Annotated in this window: 18 protein-coding genes; 6 read left to right on the forward strand and 12 right to left on the reverse strand. The window is 74.0% G+C overall.

Features of this window, described 5'->3' with window-relative positions; all coding sequences use genetic code 11:
• Positions 1-43: 43 nt before the first annotated feature.
• Positions 44-946 carry a class I SAM-dependent methyltransferase gene (locus GXP74_RS17170; RefSeq protein WP_182452343.1) on the reverse strand — a complete coding sequence of 301 codons (903 nt, stop codon included), beginning with the start codon at positions 944-946 and terminating at the stop codon, positions 44-46.
• 48 nt (positions 947-994) lie between these two features.
• Here GXP74_RS17170 and GXP74_RS17175 point away from each other — a divergent pair, with 48 nt between their 5' ends.
• From GXP74_RS17175 to GXP74_RS17190, 4 genes are read left to right on the forward strand one after another with little or no spacing between them, the layout of a single operon-like run.
• The gene (locus tag GXP74_RS17175) at positions 995-1579 is read left to right on the forward strand and encodes a helix-turn-helix domain-containing protein (RefSeq protein ID WP_182452344.1); all 585 of its coding nucleotides are present in this window, start codon (positions 995-997) and stop codon (positions 1577-1579) included.
• A gap of 32 nt (positions 1580-1611) precedes the next feature.
• Complete coding sequence (locus GXP74_RS17180; RefSeq protein WP_182452345.1) at positions 1612-2331, forward strand: SDR family oxidoreductase; 720 nt, start codon at positions 1612-1614, stop codon at positions 2329-2331.
• The gene (locus tag GXP74_RS17185; RefSeq protein WP_225448000.1) at positions 2328-2756 is read left to right on the forward strand and encodes a MarR family transcriptional regulator; all 429 of its coding nucleotides are present in this window, start codon (positions 2328-2330) and stop codon (positions 2754-2756) included. The genes GXP74_RS17180 and GXP74_RS17185 overlap by 4 nt, the downstream gene beginning before the upstream one ends.
• Positions 2757-2807: 51 nt before the next feature.
• Positions 2808-3620, forward strand: a complete 813-nt coding sequence (locus GXP74_RS17190; protein ID WP_182452346.1) for a bifunctional 2-polyprenyl-6-hydroxyphenol methylase/3-demethylubiquinol 3-O-methyltransferase UbiG — start codon at positions 2808-2810, stop codon at positions 3618-3620.
• On the opposite strand, the gene GXP74_RS17195 is transcribed toward GXP74_RS17190, so the two are convergent.
• Together GXP74_RS17195 and GXP74_RS17200 are read right to left on the reverse strand one after the other, a co-directional pair.
• A complete protein-coding gene (locus GXP74_RS17195) occupies positions 3617-5815 on the reverse strand; it encodes a transglycosylase domain-containing protein (protein WP_182452347.1) in 2199 nt (732 codons plus the stop codon). The genes GXP74_RS17190 and GXP74_RS17195 overlap by 4 nt on opposite strands.
• 39 nt (positions 5816-5854) lie before the next feature.
• Positions 5855-6787, reverse strand: a complete 933-nt coding sequence (locus GXP74_RS17200) for a helix-turn-helix transcriptional regulator (protein ID WP_182452348.1) — start codon at positions 6785-6787, stop codon at positions 5855-5857.
• Between the two features lie 340 nt (positions 6788-7127).
• On the opposite strand from GXP74_RS17200, the gene GXP74_RS17205 reads away from it, so the two are divergent.
• Complete coding sequence (locus tag GXP74_RS17205; protein WP_182452349.1) at positions 7128-8102, forward strand: aldo/keto reductase; 975 nt, start codon at positions 7128-7130, stop codon at positions 8100-8102.
• A gap of 109 nt (positions 8103-8211) precedes the next feature.
• Positions 8212-8712, forward strand: a complete 501-nt coding sequence (locus tag GXP74_RS17210) for a methylated-DNA--[protein]-cysteine S-methyltransferase (protein ID WP_182452350.1) — start codon at positions 8212-8214, stop codon at positions 8710-8712.
• Here GXP74_RS17210 and GXP74_RS17215 read toward each other — a convergent pair.
• The 9 genes from GXP74_RS17215 to GXP74_RS17255 all read right to left on the reverse strand — a co-directional run bounded on the left by GXP74_RS17215 (position 8709) and on the right by GXP74_RS17255 (position 17422).
• Complete coding sequence (locus tag GXP74_RS17215) at positions 8709-9251, reverse strand: hypothetical protein (protein ID WP_225448001.1); 543 nt, start codon at positions 9249-9251, stop codon at positions 8709-8711. The two genes, GXP74_RS17210 and GXP74_RS17215, sit on opposite strands and share 4 nt — an antisense overlap.
• Before the next feature lie 31 nt (positions 9252-9282).
• Positions 9283-9501, reverse strand: coding sequence for a hypothetical protein (locus GXP74_RS17220; protein WP_182452351.1), 219 nt, complete (start codon positions 9499-9501; stop codon positions 9283-9285).
• 42 nt (positions 9502-9543) lie between these two features.
• Positions 9544-10221, reverse strand: coding sequence for a DUF5825 family protein (locus tag GXP74_RS17225; RefSeq protein ID WP_182452352.1), 678 nt, complete (start codon positions 10219-10221; stop codon positions 9544-9546).
• A complete protein-coding gene (locus tag GXP74_RS17230; protein ID WP_182452353.1) occupies positions 10214-12157 on the reverse strand; it encodes a RiPP maturation radical SAM C-methyltransferase in 1944 nt (647 codons plus the stop codon). The genes GXP74_RS17225 and GXP74_RS17230 overlap by 8 nt, the downstream gene beginning before the upstream one ends.
• Before the next feature lie 241 nt (positions 12158-12398).
• Positions 12399-14300, reverse strand: coding sequence for an alpha/beta fold hydrolase (locus GXP74_RS17235; RefSeq protein ID WP_225448002.1), 1902 nt, complete (start codon positions 14298-14300; stop codon positions 12399-12401).
• Positions 14297-15667: an MFS transporter gene (locus GXP74_RS17240; RefSeq protein ID WP_225448003.1), complete on the reverse strand. Its 1371-nt coding sequence runs from the start codon at positions 15665-15667 to the stop codon at positions 14297-14299. The genes GXP74_RS17235 and GXP74_RS17240 overlap by 4 nt, the downstream gene beginning before the upstream one ends.
• A 468-nt stretch (positions 15668-16135) precedes the next feature.
• Positions 16136-16372, reverse strand: a complete 237-nt coding sequence (locus tag GXP74_RS17245) for a hypothetical protein (RefSeq protein ID WP_182452354.1) — start codon at positions 16370-16372, stop codon at positions 16136-16138.
• A 100-nt stretch (positions 16373-16472) separates the two neighbouring features.
• On the reverse strand, positions 16473-16817 hold the full coding sequence (locus GXP74_RS17250; RefSeq protein ID WP_225448004.1) for a hypothetical protein: 345 nt from the start codon (positions 16815-16817) through the stop codon (positions 16473-16475).
• A gap of 59 nt (positions 16818-16876) precedes the next feature.
• Positions 16877-17422 (reverse strand): GNAT family N-acetyltransferase, encoded by a 546-nt coding sequence (locus tag GXP74_RS17255; protein WP_182452355.1) that lies wholly within the window; start codon positions 17420-17422, stop codon positions 16877-16879.
• Positions 17423-17433 lie beyond the last annotated feature (11 nt).

Here is a 17433-nt window from a genome sequence, read left to right on the forward strand (position 1 = left end):
GGCGGCGGAGCGCGCGGGGGCTGTCGGGGAGCTGCGGGTGGGGTCAGCTGCTCGGGCGGCGGGCCGCCCAGGCGAGGCGTCGGGTGCGGACCACGAGGTCGGTCCGGTGGCGGACGCTCTCCGGGCCGTCGTCGCTGATCAGCAGGTCGAGCGTGGTCAGGTCCTCGGCGCTGAGGCTGCCGTCGAGGCCGCCGCGCATGCGTTGCAGCGCGGCCTGGGCGTAGCGTCCGGCGGCGGCGGGCAGCGGCGCGCGCAGGTCCACGGCGAGCTCGCGCTCCGCCTCGACGGTGAAGCCCGCCCCGGCCAGTCGCGGGCCCCAGTCCGAGCCCAGGTCCGGCAGGTCGCCGCCGTGCCGGTGGGTCAGCGCGGCGTGGCAGCGCTCCTCCAGGCCCGGGCGGCCGAGGCCGAGCTCGTGCGGCAGGAAGCGGGGGAAGGGCACCGAGTCCATCTCGATCGCCAGCAGCAGCCCGCCCGGGCGGAGCGCCGCGAAGGCCTCGCGCAGGGTGCGGTCCGGGTCGGCCAGGTGGTGCAGCGAGGCGGAGGCCCACACCAGGTCGACGGTGCCGACGGCGGCGGGCCAGGTGGTGTCCAGGTCGGCCCGCACGGGGTGGACCCGGTCCGCCAGGCCGAGCGCGCGGGCCCGGTCGGCCAGGTGCTGGAGCAGCTGCGGGGAGGCGTCCACGGCCTCGGCCTCGGCCGACTCGAAGCGCTTGAGCAGTGCGAAGGTGCCGGTGCCGGTGCCGCTGCCGAGGTCGAGGATCCGGCGCGGCGGTGTGCCGTCGGTCAGTTCGGCGGCCCAGGCGGTCAGGCCGTCCAGCTGCTCGTGCAGGACCTCGGCGTCCAGGTCGAGCAGTTCGGCCAGGTGCGTGTCGTCGGGCCGGGGGCCGTCGTGGTGGTGTGCGTGGGGCGCGTGCTGCCGGGGTGCCGCGGGGTGTTGGGATGCCATGCCTCCGAGCCTACGACGCTCTTGCGGCATTGGCGTAGCATCTTGCGTATGACGCAAGACAGTGAGCTCGACGTCCTGGTCCGCACCCGGATCCGGGGGCTCCGCACGGCGGCGGGCTGGTCGCTGGACGAGCTGGCCGCCCGCTGCTACCTGAGCCCGTCCACCCTCAGTCGGATCGAGACCGGCCACCGGCGGATCAGCCTGGACCAGCTGAGCGCGATCGCCAGGGCCCTGGGCACCACCCTGGACCAGCTGGTGGAGGCGCCCGGCGACGACGACGTGGTGATCAGGCCGCACTACGACGCCACGCGCGGGGTGACCACCTGGCTGCTGAGCGACACCCCCGGGGTGGCCGTCGCCAAGATGCGGCTGACCAGGCCGGAGGCGCAGTGCACCGCCGAAGAGCTCAAGGTCCACCCCGGCAAGGACTGGTTCACCGTGCTGTCCGGGACGGTGGTGCTGCGGCTGGGGGAGCGGACGGTCGTGGTCGAGGCCGGGCAGGCGGCGCAGTTCTCCACCATGGTCCCGCACTCCTTCGGGGTGCGCGGCGGCCCGGCCGAGATCCTGGGCATCTTCGACCACGACGGACAGCGCACCCACCTGTGGCCCGGCACCGGCGGCCCGGCGGCTTGACCGAGATACTTATACGTAACACAATCATTACTATGACTACAACTGATGCGACCGGAACTGACGCGACCGGCCGGGTGCTGCTGATCGGCGCGTCCCGCGGTCTGGGCCTCGCCCTGGCCCGGGAGTGGGCGCAGGACCGCCGACAGGTGGTGGCCACCGTCCGCGGCCAGGGCCGGACCCCGCTGCACGACCTCGCCGACAGCGACCCGGAGCACGTCGGGATCGAGACCGTCGACATCACCGAGCCCGCGCAGATCGCGGCGCTGCGCGAGCGGCTGGCGGGGCGCACCTTCGACCTGCTGTTCGTGAACGCGGGCGTCACCAACGAGCCCGAGGGCACGGTGGCGGAGACCTCGACCGACGAGTTCACCCGGGTCATGGTCACCAACGCGCTCAGCCCGCTGCGGGTCGTGGAGGCGCTGCAGGACCTGGTCGAGCCCACGGGCACGATCGGGGTGATGTCCTCGGGACAGGGCAGCGTGGCCAACAACGAACGCGGCGGCCACGAGGTCTACCGGGGCAGCAAGGCCGCGCTCAACACCTTCATGCGCAGCTACGCCGCCCGCCAGCCGGACGGCGGCCGGACCCTGGTGCTGATGGCCCCCGGCTGGGTGCGCACCGAACTCGGCGGCCCGCAGGCCCTCCTCGGCATCGACGAGAGCATCCCCAACGTGGTCCGCACCCTCGACGCGCTGCACGGCAAGCCCGGCCTGCACTACGTCGACTACCTCGGCCGGACGGTCGCCTGGTGAACCCGGCACCGCAGCAGGCCTGGGCACTCATGCGGCGGTTCGTCGAGGCGCACCACCGCCGGGGCGAACTCGCCGAGGAACTGGGCTTCCGGCTCGGCGGCGGCCGGGGCAAGGTCCTCTTCCAGCTCCGCGAAGGGCCATTGACGCTCAGTCAGATCGCCGCCGCGAACCGCGTCGACGCCCCCTACGCGACCCTGATCGTGGACCAGCTGGAAGCCCACGGCCTGGTCGAACGCCGTCCGCACCCGGACGACCGGCGACGCAAACTGGTCACCCTCACCGCCGCCGGGCACCAGGCCATCGCGGCCGCGGACGCGATCCTGCTGCGCCCGCCCGCCGCGCTCGGCACCCTCCCCGCCGAGGACCTCGGGCAGCTCACCGAACTGCTCACCCGCCTGCTGGAGGCGGACGCCGCCCCGAGGTAGTGCGCGGTAACCCGGTCGCGCTCGGGCCGGGTGGGACGGCAGGATCGCGGTATGCCGACCAATGACGTACCGCCCGACATCATCGACTACTACGCGCGGAGCTACGACGAGGACGCCCGGCTGCGGCAACAGGTCCACGGCCGACTGGAGTTCCTGCGCACCCAGGAACTGCTGCGCCGGTACCTGCCGCCGAGCCCGGCCCGGGTGCTCGACGTCGGCGGCGGCACCGGCGTCCACGCCGAGTGGCTGGCCGCCGACGGGCACCGGGTGCACCTGGTCGACCCGGTCGCCCGGCACCGCGAACAGGCCGCCGCCCTGGGCACGTTCACCGTGTCGGACGGCGACGCCCGGGCGCTCGACGCCGCCGACCACGGGTACGACGTGGTGCTGTTGCTCGGGCCGCTCTACCACCTGACCCGGCGCGCCGACCGGCTCCGCGCCCTGGACGAGGCGCGCCGCGTGGTCCGCCCGGGCGGCCTGGTGGTGACGGCGGCGATCAGCCGCCACGCGGCGCTGCTCGACCTCGCCGTGCAGGGGCAGGTCAACCCGGGGAACGAGGCGCGCTACGCCCAGGGGATCAGCGACGGCGCGTACGACGGCAGCAACGGGTTCACCACCGCCTACTTCCACACCGTGGCCGAACTCCGCCAGGAATGGGCCGACTCGGGCCTGGGGCAGCCGCAGGTGTTCGGCGTCGAGGGCCCGCTCTGGCCCACCGTCAGGCACCTCACCGCGTCCGGACTACCGGTCCCCGCGGCGCTGTTCGACTCGGTGCTGTCCGCCGCCCGGATCGTCGAACGCGACCCCGACCTGTTGGCCGCCAGCTCCCACCTGCTCGCGGTCAACTCCCCGGCGCCGAGCTAGACCGGCGGACGCGGGCGCGGGCGGTGCGGGTGGCCGTGGCCGAACCTGCCGCCGTGCTTGGCGAAGCTGGTGGTGGAGCCGCTGGCCGGGCTCGCGGACGGGGACGGGGAGGCCGAGGGATCGATGAACGGCGTCTCGTCCAGGCCCGCCTGCGGCTGCCCGGACATGGCCCCGGTCATCGCCTGCGCCCAGATCGGCCCGGCCATGGAGTAGCCGAAGGCGACCGGGAAGTAGGACGGCCCGAGTTTGGCGCCGTCGAGCGAGGCCAGCGGCGCGGTGGTGTCGCTGACCACGGTGGAGGCGGCGATCTGCCTGGTGTAGCCGGTGAACCAGACCTGCAGGCTGTTGTTGGTGGTACCGGTCTTGCCGGCGTCCTGCCAGCCGATGCTGCCGATGCTGGAGGCGGTGCCGCCGTCCGCGACCACACTGGCGAGCAGGGTGTTGACGGACTTCGCCGTGGTCGGCGACATCGCCTGGTTGCACTGCTGCGTCGGCACGCTCAGCACGTGCCCGGTGTTGTCGCTGACCGAGGTGATCGGCATCGGCTTGCAGTACCGGCCGTCGGCGGCGAAGGCCGCGTAGACGGCGGCGATCTGCATGGGGGTGTACGAGTTCACGCCGAGCGTCAGCGACTGGACCTGCTCCAGCGGGTACAGCTGGCCCGGATGGGCGGGGTCGAGCGTGGCCTGGTAGCCGAGCCCGAGCCGCTGGGCCATGTGGACCACGTTGCACAGCCCCGCCTTCGCCTCCAACGGCACGAAGTAGGTGTTGACCGACATCGCCATGGCGGTCTTCATGTTGAACTTCCCCTGGAGGTCGGGGCTGTCGTTCTGGTCGCCGGGCGTCTGCGGGTGCACCGCGCCGGTGCAGTCGGTCATCTGCGGATAGTCCGCCTGGTACGGCGCGTTGACGGTGTAGGACATCGGGATGCCCTGCTCCAGCGCGGCCGCCGCGGTCACCGCCTTGAAGGTGGACCCGGTCGGGAAGCCGCTGCCGCCGCCGGTGAGCCGGTCGGTGTTGTAGTTGAGGTCGGTCTGGTCGGGGCCGTTGCCGTACGGGCGGCTCTGCGCCATGGCCAGCACCCGGCCGGTCCCCGGCTGGATCATGGTGATGGCGGTGGCCGGGCGGTCGCCCGGGTAGGCGTGCGAGGTGACCGAGGCGTTGGCCGCCTGCTGGCTCTTCGGGTCCAGCGTGGTGTGGATCTGCAGGCCGCCGCGGCTCCACAGCTGCTCCCGGGCGGCCACCGTCGGCCCGAACTCCGGGTCCTGCAGGATCTCGTGCTCGACGTAGTCGCAGAAGAACGCCTCGCCCTGGACCGCGGTGATGCAGCCCTCCTGCGGCGCGCTGGCCTTCAGCCCCAGGTTGGTCGCCTGGTAGGTGGTTGCCTGGGCCCGGGTGATGGTGCCGTACGCCGCCATCGCGCCCAGTACCTGGTTGCGGCGCTGTAGGGCGAGACCCGGGCTGGCGATCGGGTCGTAGGCGGAGGGCGACTGCACCAGGCCTGCCAGCAGGGCCGCCTGAGGGACCGTCAACTGCGCCGCGTGGACGCTGAAGTAGCGCTCGGCCGCGGCCTCGACGCCGTACGCCTGCTCGCCGAAGAAGGTGATGTTCAGGTAGTCCGCCAGGATCTGATCCTTGGTCAGGTTCTCTTCCAGCTTGATCGCGTAGCGGAGTTCCTTGATCTTGCGCCCGGTGGTCTGCCGCTGGGCCTCCAGCACCTTCGCCTGGTCGTCCCCCGCCGCCTCCACGAAGACGTTCTTGACGTACTGCTGGGTCAGCGTCGAGCCGCCCTGGCTGACGCCCCCGGATCCGGCGTTGCTGGTCAGCGCGCGCAGGGTGCCCTGCAGGTCGATGGCGCCGTGCTGGTAGAAGCGGTGGTCCTCGATGTCGACGATCGCGTTGCGCATGATCGGCGCGATCTGGCTGAGCGGTACCACGGTGCGGTCACGCGAGTAGGCCGCGGCGATGACCCCGCCGGAGGCGTCGTACACGGTCGAGGCCTGGGCCAGTACCGGCGCGGCCAGCTCGTCGGGGAGCTTGTTGAAGTCCTCGGCCGCGGACTTCGCGCTCAGTCCGAGCACGCCGACCAGCGGCGTGAACGCGGCGGCCACGAGGCCGCCGGCCAGTACGCTCGCGCCCACCAGGCGCACGGCGAGGCCTGCTTTGTGAAGACCCCCCGGGGACTTGGATGCCATAGCGGCACACTACGTGATGATATGTCTGGATTATTGTTATTAACCGCTATCGGGGTGTCCCCGGGAGGGTCGGCCTTCGTGCCGGGCGGTCCGCTTCGCCGGGTCCTGCTCGGGAGCGGTCATGTCGAGCAGCGTGACCGCGTCGTGCTCGGGGGTACCGGGCGTGGTGACGAACACGCCGAGGCGGTGACCGGGGGTGCCCTCCAGCTGCATGCCCTGGAAGTCGAGGGTGATCTCGCCGACCAGGGGGTGGCGGAAGGTCTTCGGCCGCTGCCCGTGGGTCCGCCGGGTGACCTGGTAGTGGTCCCACAGCTTGGCGAAGTCCGGGCTCTTCAGCAGCAGTTCGCCGATGAGCGGGGCCAGGTCGGGGGCGTCGGGATCGGTGCCGGCCAGGGCGCGCAGGCGGGCGACGCAGGCGCGGACCTGGGTGTCCCAGTCGGCGTGGAGGTCCTGGGCGGCGGGGTGCAGGAAGAGGAACCGGGCCAGGTTGCGCCGGCTGGCGGGCCAGTCCTGGATCCCGGCGTACAGGGCGAGCGCGCCCGGGTTGTGGGCGAGCAGGTCCAGCGTACGGCTGGTGACGTAGGCCGGGCTCGGGCGCAGGTTCTCCAGCAGCAGCCTGACCTGGGGGCTCACCGCGCGGCTGGGGGCGACCGGGGGGTCCGGGGCGTGGCGTGCGGCCCGGACCACCAGGTCGCGCAGGTGTTCGGACTCGTCCTGGTCCAGCTTCAGCGCGCGCCCGAGCGCGTCCGCGACGGCCAGACTGGGGCGGGTCTCCTTGCCGCGCTCCAGCCGGGTGTAGTAGTCGATGCTCACCCCGGCCAGCGCGGCGACCTCCTCCCGGCGCAGCCCCGGGGTCCGGCGCACGCCCGCGCCGGGGGTGAAGCCGACCTCGGCCGGGGTCAGCTGGGTGCGCCGGGCCCGCAGGAACCGCCCGAGCTCGGTACCGCCGTCGTGCTGCCGCTCCGCTGCCATGGGCACCAGTGTGGCCCGCCCGCCACCCGGACGCGCGCCGCGAGGGGGGCCCTGGCACACCCCCGCTGGCGTTCCCCGGGATGTCCCGGCCTGCCGCGCGGCCGAGGTGTGGGGCACGGTTGAGGCAGCGGGCACCGTTCCTCGGCGTGGTCGAGGAGACCGGCGCGGCGGCCCCGGCACCACCCGGGCGGTACGCCGAAGTCCTGCTCGGATCGCCGGAGTTCCTGCGTACTATCACCCTGACCGGCGGTGTCGCGGCCGCCCGCGGCTCCATCGGACCAGGTCGCGGCCCCCCAAGGAACCGCTACCTCCCGACAGACACCGAGCGAATGGAACACCTGTGAAGCACATCAAGCTGCGTGACCTGGACGTCGCCCGGATCGGCCTGGGCGCGATGGGCATGTCCCACGCCTACACCGGTGCCGGAACGGACGACACGGAGTCCATCCGCACCCTCCACCACGCCCTGGAGCTGGGTGTCACCCTCATCGACACCGCCGAGGTGTACGGCCCCTACACCAACGAGGAGCTCGTCGGCCGCGCGCTGAAGGGCCGCCGGGACCAGGTGGTGCTGGCGACGAAGTTCGGGATGATCTCCCACTCGGGCCGCGAGGGCGGCCCGGACAGCAGCCCGGCCAGCATCCGGACCGCCGTCGAGGGCTCGCTCAAGCGGCTGGGCACCGACCGGATCGACCTGTACTACCAGCACCGGGTCGACCCGGCCACGCCGATCGAGGAGACCGTCGGCGCCCTGGCCGAACTGGTCGCCGAGGGCAAGATCCGGCACATCGGCCTGTCCGAGGCCGGGCCGGAGACCATCCGCCGCGCCCACGCCGTGCACCCGGTCACCGCCGTCCAGTCCGAGTACTCGCTGTTCACCCGCGACCCCGAGGCCCGGGTGCTGCCGGTGCTGCGCGAGCTGAACATCGGCTTCGTGCCCTTCTCGCCGCTCGGGCGCGGCTTCCTGACCGGGACGCTCCGCTCCACCGAGCAGTTCGACCCCACCGACTTCCGCAACGACAACCCCCGGTTCCAGGAGGAGAACTTCCAGCACAACCTGCGCCTGGCCGACGAGGTCGCCGCCATCGGCGAGCAGATCGGCGCGACCCCGGCCCAGGTCGCGCTGGCCTGGCTGCTGGCCCAGGGCGACACCATCGCCCCCATCCCCGGCACCCGGCGGGTCGCCCGGATCGAGGAGAACGCCGCCGCCGACGCCGTCCAGCTGACCGAGGAGCAGCTCGCCACGCTCAACAGCCTGCCCCCGGCCGCCGGGGACACCCACAACGAGGCCCAGATGCGGATGATGGAGCGCTGACAGGCCTGCCCGGTGTCCCGCCCCGGCGGAGCCGTCCGCGCGGGGCGGGGCCGCGGGGTCGGTATCGTGGCACCGCGTCGGGGCGGGCCCGAGCGGCTGAGGGAGCAACGTGACGAGGACCCATACGATCATCGACTCGCCGCTCGGCGCGCTGACCGTGGTCGGCGAGGACGGGGCGTTGACCGGGGTGTACTTCGAGGGACACCTGCGGGGGCCCGCGGTGGAGGCGTTGGGGGCGCGCCGCGACCTCGGGTTCGAGGAGGCCGGGCGCCAGCTCGGCGAGTACTTCGCGGGCCGACGGCAGGTGTTCGACCTGCCGCTGGCCCCGGTCGGCGACGAGTTCCGGCAGCGGGTGTGGCGCCTGCTGCTGGAGATCCCCTACGGGGAGACCCGTTCCTACGGCGAGCTGGCCCGCCGGTTGGGGGACGTCGCGCTCGCCCAGGCGGTCGGCGCGGCCAACGGACGCAACCCGCTGTCGGTGATCGTGCCCTGCCACCGGGTGGTGGGCGCCGACGGCAGCCTGACCGGGTACGCCGGGGGCCTGGACCGCAAGCGGTTCCTGCTGGCCCTGGAGGAGCCGGCCCAGGTCAGGGCGGGCCGGCTGTTCTAGGACGGGTCCTGGGCGGTGGCCGGTCGGTCGGCGGGCGGCCGGGGGTCGGTGGCCGCGCGTTCGGCGATCCAGTCGCGGAGCTGCTCCTGGGTGGTCGCCGGGTCGGAGACCAGGGCCAGCAGTTCGTCGTCGGGGGAGTTGAGGGTGGTGACGGCGGGGCACCGGCGGCAGGCGTCCACGCCGACCTGGTGCCACCAGGTGCAGCGGGGCCGCAGGTGGCACTGCGGAACACTGGACGCGACCGGCCCGGACGGCGCGGTACGGATGCGTTCGACCAGACCGCACTCGGTACCGACCCGCTGCGCGCACTCCGCCACGCAGTGCGAGGCGAAGCGCAGGACCCGGGTGGGCGCGATGCCCTCCGGGATCGAGCCCAGCGCCTCGGCCGCGGGCATCGGCGCGTCCAGGTACACGACCTGGCCGTCCGGCCCGGACCTGACGCCGAGCACGACGGCCTCCGGTCGGTCCGGCGAACCGCTCGGACACCAGGTGACCGGTCGCGGGGACTGGTCCTCGGTGCTGTTCGGCGGGTGTTCCACGGTGCTCACCTCCGGCCCCGGTGCGTGTCGGTCAGTCGGCGGACTTGGCGACGTTGGCGAAGCCCGAGATCGGGCCGCTGCCGATGGCGTTGACGCTCTCGGCGGCGACCGCCTTGCTCAGGTGCGCCTGGAACTGCGTGAGCGAGGTGATCCGGGCGCTGCTGGCCGCGGCCTCGGCCGGACCGGCCGCCGCGAGCCCGGCGACCAGCACGGCGGCCGCGGTCGCGGCGCGGATGGTGTTCCTGTTCATGGTGGTTCCCTTCGGTTGGGGTTGACGGGCGGATCCAGGCGGTCAGATGGCCATGGCCTCCTGGGTCCACCGGTCGACGCGGTACGGCAGCCACCAGGCCAGTGGACCGAGGTGCAGCAGCAGCCGCTCCTCGGTGAAGTCCGCCACCGCGTCGGCCGGGGCTTCGGCCGGTTCGGCTCCGTAGGCCAGCTGCTCGATGGCCAGCTGGTAGTGCGGCTCGTCGACGGTGAACCGGGCCAGGTGCCCCCAGCGCCGGTCCCGGATCTGGACGAAGCCCGGCCCCTGCCGCCACAGGCACTTGCCCAGGTAGTGGCCGTCGCGCCAGCCTGCGAGCGCCTGCTCGGCCTCGGGGACGCCACTGAGCCGGCGCGGCGGCTGGAGGTGGCTGAGCAGCCGCCAGCCCTCCGGTTGGGCGGGGTCGAGTTCCAGCTCCCAGTCGACCAGGACCGCCCGCGCGGTCAGGTCCCGGACCAGGCTCAGCCGCCGCAGTCGGCGGCGGGCGGTCCCGGCGTCGGCGGGCGGGGCCAGCGAGACGGCGCCGGGCACGCTGACGAACCGCGCGCCCAGCTCCCACAGTCGGCGGCTCCAGTCGGCGGCGGGTCCGTCGAGCTCGATCGCGCCGAGGGCCATGCCGGGCAGCGCCCGCGCGACCGGGTCGTAGTCGCGCCAGGCGCTCACCAGCACGGTGTCGGCGACCGTGGCGGAATTGGTCTCAGGCATGTGCGGCCACCAGGGACTCGTGCCGGGCGCCCGGCACGGGCGCGGTCACGTCGGCGGGCGCCGACTCGGCGGGGGCGGCGTGGGCGTGGCGCATGAAGTCCAGCCGCAGCAGGTCCTCGTTGACGGCGGCCGGGGCCAGCTGCACGTAGTGGCCGCTGTCGGTGAACACCAGCCCCAACTCGACCCAGCTGTCCAGCAGTTCGCTGACCCGTCGCTCGTCGCCCGCGGCGGCCTTGCGGGCCAGCGCGGCGGGGGAGTGCGGCTGGTCCAGCAGCCGGAAGATCTGGATCTCCCACGGGTCGGTGAGTTCCAGCACCCGCCAGTCGAACGCGCGGCGCCGGCTGACCAGGACGATCCGGGTCCCCAGGTCGGTCTGGGTGAGCCGGGCGTCCGTGTGGTGCTTCTTCCACAGCGCCAGCGCGTCGTTGAGCGTGCTGACCGTGGGCTCACCGATGCCGCGCTCGGGCGCCTCGAAGACGTAGGCGAGGTCGTAGAGTTCCGACTCCGGCAGGTCGTAGGTGAAGCGGTAGTGCACCTCGGGGCGCAGCCCGTCGAAGCCGAGTTCGGGGCGGTTGAAGTACGGGCTGAAGCGTTCGATGGCGATCCGCGCGGACAGGTCCACCGGCGGGTCGAGGTGCTCCAGCGCGGGTATCTGCGCGATCACCCCCTCGTAGTCCTCGGCGGTCTCCCCGGGGAAGCCGTGCAGGTAGTTCCAGGACACGTTGAGGCCGGTCTCGGCGCCGTCGCGGAGCATCCGGACGTTCTGGCAGCCGCTGACGCCCTTGTCCATCAGGTTCAGCACCCGGTCGTTCAGGCTCTCGATGCCGGGCTGGACGTAGATCAGTCCGGCGTCGGACAGGGTGCGCAGTTGCGAGCGGCGCATGTTGGCCTTGATCTCGATGTGCAGCCGCAGGTCGTAGCCGCTGTCGATGATCCGCGGCAGCACGGTGGACAGGTAGCCCATGTCCAGGATGTTGTCGACCACGTACATGTCCAGCACCCGGTGCTTGCGGGCGAGTTCCATGATCTCGTCGTAGAAGACGTCCGGGCTCTTGCTGCGGAACTGCATGAACGAGCCGTTCAGGCCGCAGAAGGTGCAGTGGTGCTTCTCGCCCCACCAGCAGCCGCGGGCGCCCTCGACCACGAGTTTGGGCTCCACCCAGTTGCGGGCGACGGACGCGGCCAGCCGCTCGAAGTAGCCGCTGTAGTCGGGCGGCAGGATCGCCGACGGCGGCAGCGGGCTGGTGGCCATGGCGTTGACGGTGCTGCCGCCGTCGGCGCCGCGGTGGCACAGGCCCGGCAGCTGGTCCACGGACTCGCCCTGCCGCAGCGCGTTCAGCAGCCGGGGCAGCACGTCCTCGCCCTCGCCGCGCACCACGTAGTCCACGAACGGGAAGCAGCGGTGCAGCGCGGCGCCCTGGTCGGCGTCGCAGTTGGCCCCGCCCATGACCGTGACGATGTCCGGGGCGAGCCGTTTCACGTGCTTGGCGGCGGCCAGCGCGGCGGTGTTCTGCTGGAAGGTGGAGGTGAAGCCGACCACGTCCGGTTTCAGGTCGACGATCCGCTGGGCGATCTCGGCGACGAACTCCGGTACCAGTCGGTGCAGTTCCTGCGACATCCGCATTCTGGACCGGCGCAGCTTGGTGCGCATCGCCTCGGTGAACTCCTGCTCGCGCCAGTGCGGGTCGTCGTACAGGGCGGAGGAGAAGACCCAGTCGCCGCAGCCCATGAAGTACGACGAGAGCGCGTAGTACTCGTAGTCCTCGGCGGTGAACTCGGTTCGGGCGGTGATCCAGTCGGTGAACTCCAGGTTGGCGTGCAGGACGTGCGCGTCGGCACCGGGTACCCGCTCGTCCACGCTGCGTTTGAGGATCCCCAGGGCCAGCGACGGGAGGTCGATCGGGGACCAGGGCATGTTGACCAGAAGGACGCGCACTAAGGCTCCTTGACGGAATGATCAGAGCGGTACTGATCAGGGCGGTACGAGGGCGCGGCGGCCGGGGCGGGCCGGTCGGGCGCGGAGCCCGACCGGCCCGGGAGGACTAGTCCTCCTCGGACTCGTCCGCGTTGCGGAACGGAATCGTCACCGTGATGCCGATGCCGGGACGACGGTTCTCCTCGTCACCGGTGAGCGGGTCGTTGTTGATGATGTCCTTCTGCATGACCGGTACTCCTCTCTACGGGGCGTGCGGACGGGAGGTGCTGGCCGGGGCAGCGCGGGTACGCTGTCCGGCTTCCTGCCGCCCGGTGGCGGCAGGAGTCTGCGGCGCGGTGCGCGGGCGGTCGCGCAACTCGCGGGCCAGGAAGGTGATCGCGCGGCGCAGCACCGCGACGTGGTCGCCCCCGTCGTAGCCGTCGTGGCCGGTCGCCAGCCACATGGCCTCGTTCGGCACTCCGGCGGCGGCCAGCGCGCGCAGGTAGCCGCGGACCTGCTCCGGCGGGCACTTCAGGTCGTACTCGGCCGCGACCACCAGCAGCGGCGCCCGCACCCGCGCCGCGTAGTGGGAGGGGGAGCTGCGCGCGTAGCGCTCCGGGACCTGGTCCGGGGTGCCGCCGAAGAGCCGCTCGTCCAGGGCGCGCAGCGCGGGCGTCCCGGCGTGGAAGGCCTCGGCGCAGTCGGCGACCGGCTTCACGGCGACGCCCGCCCGCCACAGCTCCGGCTGGACGCCCAGCGCCAGCAGCGCCAGGTACCCGCCCCAGGAGGTGCCCCACAGCGCGGTGGCCCGGCCGTCGATCCAGCCGCGGTCGACCAGGTCCGCGCGGACCGAGGCCAGGTCGGCGATCTGGGTCAGGCCGACGCCCTCGCTGAAGGCCTCGCGCCAGGCGGGCCCGTACCCGGTGGAGCCGCGGTAGTTGACCCGGGCCACGGCGAAGCCGGAGGCCGCCAGCGAGTGGACGATGCCGTCGTAGGCGTCGCGGTCGTGGTCGGCGGGGCCGCCGTGCACCAGGAACACGCAGGGCGGCCGGTGCGGCCCCGGCTCGGGCAGGGTGACCAGGGTGTGCACCGGTCCGTCCGGGCCCGGGGTCCACAGCTCGCGCCCGGTCCCGGGCAGCCGCACCTCGGCGCCGGGCATCGGCGGCAGCGCGGTGCCCGCGGTGGACCGGGCCCGGGCCGGATGCGCGGAGTCGGTCCACAGGTAGTGCACCTCACCGCCGGGGCGGGGCGCCGCGTCCAGCAGGGTGCCCGGCGGGGTCGGCACGGTGGTCAGCGTGCGGGCGTCGAGGTCGGCCAGGTGCAGGGTGCCGCGGCCGTGCCGCTCCTGCCGGATCAGCAGGGCGCGGCCGTCCGGGCACCAGCGCGCGGTGATCTCGGTGTCGAAGGCGCACCAGGGCAGTTCGACCGGGTCCGTGCCCGGCTGCCACAGGGCGGGCAGGTAGCGGCCGTCGCGCTCGCGGACCAGCAGCAGCGTCCCGGCCTTGTCGTCGGGGGCGAAGCCGAGCGGCCAGAGAGCACCGCTCTCCCCGGAGAGCACCGCGCACGGTTCGCCGTCGGCCCGCAGCACGGTGACCGCCCGCGCCGAGCGGGCCTGTCCGCCGAGGGCCAGCAGGCCGCCGTCCGGGCTGATCCCGGCCAGGTCGGCGTGGCCGTCCAGCCGGGCCACCCGTCGCCCGGTGCCGCCACGCGGACCGGTGTACAGCGCGGTCCCCCCGGATCCGGCCGCGGTTCCAGGCCCGGTTTGAGTCCCGGTCCCGGTTCCGGTTTCGGTCCCGGTTTCGGCCACGGCGAGGGCGACCTGGCCGTCGTCGCTCACGGCCAGCCCGTGGGTCCGCGCGGACGGTACGCCGGGCAGGCCGGGCAGGTCGGGGCCGCCCGCGAACGGCTGGTACCGCCAGATCCCCGCGCCGTGCTCGTCCTCGTCGAACCACCAGACGTGGCCGTCGCCGTCGATCGCCGCGTGGAAGGTCCCGCCGGGGCGATCGGTGACCTGCCGGGCGCGCGCGGTGCGGGCGTCCCAGGTGAAGATCTCGCAGCGGCCCGCCGCGTCGCCGGTGAACACCATCCGGGTCGGATCGCCGTCGCAGACCTCGGGCAGCGCCGCCCGGAACACCTCGAAGCTGCCCCGGTCGGTCGCGGTCACCGGACGCTCCCCAGGCTCGGTCCGGCGGCTGGGAGCTCCAGCGACCGGGGGCCGACCCAGCCGGTGTACAGCGCCAGCGCGCCCAGCAGCGCGGCGCAGCCGAGCGCCAGCGCCGCCCGGCCGGACTGCCCGGGCAGTGCCCCGCCGACCGCGCCGGCGGCGACCGGGCCGAGCGCGGCGGCGGCCCCGGTGGCGGCGGTGAGCACCGCGCTCGCCCGGGCCCGCAGTTCGCCGGGCACCACGTGGATGGCGCGGGACTGGAGTACCACGGTGGCGCTGGGGACCAGCAGGCACACGGCGGCGAGCGGCGCCGCGAAGGCGAGCGGTCGGCCGCCCAGCGCCATGGCCGCGCTCAGCGGCACCAGCAGCCAGGTCACCGCGAGCACGGTGCGGGTGCCGCCGATCCGGCGGGCGGCGGCGGGCGCGCCCAGCGCCCCGGCGATGCCCGCCGCGCCGCACCCGGCGAGCACCGCGCCGGTGACCGCGCCGCCGTAGCCGCCGCGTTCCAGCACGAACAGCGCGCCGTAGTACAGCGCCGCGAGCACCAGGTTGACCGCGGTGACCCAGACCAGCACCGTCCGCAGCAGCGGGGTGCCGCGTACCAGCCGGGCACCGGCGGTGGCCTCGGCCAGGGCCCGGGCGGTCCGGCCGCCGCGCGGGGCCCGGGCCGCGGGCCCGCGGCCCGGGGAGCCCGCGCGCAGGTCGTCGCGCATGGACCGGACGCACAGCGCGGTGATCGCGTACGATCCGGCGTCGGCGGCGAACGGCCAGGCCCGGGCCAGCTGGTAGAGCAGGCCGCCGAGGGCCGGGCCGAGTACCAGCGCGCCCTGTTCGCCCGCCTGGAGCCGGGCGGTCAGCGTCGGGTAGTCGGGCGGCGCGCAGAGCGCGGCGACGGTGCCGCCGAGCGCGGCCTGGTAACAGCAGGCGCCACAGCGCTCCACCAGCAGCAGGCCGAGCAGCACCGCCAGCGGCGGCCGCCCGGCGGCGACGGTGACGGCCACGGCCGTCATCGCGGCGGCGGACGCGGCGGCGGACCAGACCAGTACCGCCTTGCGCGCGCCCCGGTCGGCCGGGATCGCGGCCAGCGGGCCGAGCAGCAGTCCGGCTCCGGTGGCGGCCCCGGCGAGCGCGCCCACCACCGCGACCGGGTAGCCGAGGCCGAGCAGCAGCAGCGGTAGCACGACGCCGGAGGCCTGGCTGCCGAGGGCGTCCGAGGTGCTGGCCCACCAGAGCCGCCGCAGGTCGTGCGCCGCATTGGCCGGGGCGGTGACCGGGGCGTCGGCCGGGGCGGTGACCGGCGGCGCGGGTTGCGGGGCGGCCGGGGCAGCCAGGACGCCGTCGGCGTCGAATCCCGAATCAGTGCCCACGGAATCACCCCCCCGGCGTCGTGTCGGACGGCAGGGATATCCGGTGCCGTTCCAGGTGTTGCCTTGCTGCTTGCTGTGCGCAGAAGAAGCAGGTGCAGGACGTGTGCGGAATGGCGTCCGGAGAATAGCCAGACCGCGCCGGGCGGCGCAATGACTGCTTCCGGCGGATGGATGGAATCGCGCCGTGGGCCCCCGCCCCGGCCTCGGGCCGTCCGGTCCCGCCGCACGGTCCCGCGCCCCAGGAGGCGCGCCTCGCGTCGCCCTGGCTGTTTCCCCTGGTCAGGCGGCTGGGCAGATGGTTGGAAAATCCCACGGTCCGGCGTCCCGGGCCGACCGTGCCGCCGCCCGCGCCCGGCGGGAGGCTCGGTGGACCGGCCCGCGATTGGCCGGAAGCAGTTTGCCCACCGGGGAATACTTGGACCAGCGGGCATTTTTGTCCGTGAGGCTAATTCGCGGAATCGGCTCGCGTCAGCGTGCTGACTTCCGCCGCCCGGTCAGTGCGCGCAGCGCCACCCAGGGGTTCTTTCCGCGCTCGGCCCGGCGCCGGTTCCACTCGGCGTCCCGGCGGGCCCGCATGACCGCGGGCGGGTCGACCGAGTGCCCGCAGCGGGAGCAGCAGTACCCGCCGTCCGGGCCGTCGACCACCCGGTCGCCGCACGCCTGGCAGGCCGAGATGACCTGCCCGGCCTCGCTGTCCGCCGCCATCCGCGCTACCCGTCCCGTCCGGCCGCCGCGGCCGCGGTCCGAGCCTACGGGGTCGCGGGCGGCGGCCGCCGGGGGCGCGCCGAGCCTGGTCGGGCGGGTGTCAGCGGCCCCAGCGCCGCTGCTCGGCCATGCGGCGGTGGATCACGACGAGGTCGACGACGGCGACCACCGCGCAGACCGCGCAGACGATCGCCACGCCGAGGTTGACCGGCCGGTCCTCGCCCGGCCCGGTGGCGGCCAGCAGCGCGAAGGCCACCGCGCCCAGCGCCATCAGCGGCGCGAAGACGGCCGCCAGCAGCCGTCGGGCGGGCAGGTCGCTGCGGGCCCACCGCGGTTCGGAGCCGTCGTGGCGCCAGCGTCGGGCGGCTGCCCTGCTCCGCCGGTCGGCCGCCCGCGCCCGCAGGCTCTCTCGGATGGGGTGTCGCGCCCCGTGCGGATACGACATGGGTCGCCCCTTTCCAGCGGCATCCACCCTCCAGCATGGACCCGTGCGGGGGCGGCGGCTCAGCCCGCCTGCCACTCCTCGGCCAGCAGCGACCAGATCTCCTTGTCGTGCCGGACGCCGTTGTGCGGGTAGTACTTGCGCAGCACCCCGTCCCTGGTCATGCCCACCCGCTGGGCGACCGCGCGGCTGCGGGCGTTCAGGGTGGAGCTCCACCACTCGATCCGGGACAGCCCGCGCGCGTTGAAGCCCCACTCCAGCAGGACCCGGACGGCGGCGGTGACCAGGCCGTGGCCCTCGCCGTCCGGCTCGGTCCAGACGCCGATCTCGCCCACGCCGGAATCGGCGCTGTAGCTGACGAACATGGCGCCGCCGACCAGGCGGCCCTGCCGCCAGATGCCGACGATCCGGCCGCCGTCCTTGGCCTGCAGGTCGGCGTAGCGCTGGAGGGTGGCCCGGGCCGACTCCAGGTCGGTGGAGCGCCGGGCGAACGGGACCCACGGGTCCACATGGGCCCGGGCGCGGTCCATGTGGGCCAGGAACTCGGCGGCCTGCCAGGGTTCCAGCGGGCGCAGTTCGGCGTCGTCGGCGAGCGGGATCGCGTACAAGGGGGCTCCGT

This window comes from Streptacidiphilus sp. P02-A3a (assembly GCF_014084105.1).
Taxonomy (GTDB): domain Bacteria; phylum Actinomycetota; class Actinomycetes; order Streptomycetales; family Streptomycetaceae; genus Streptacidiphilus.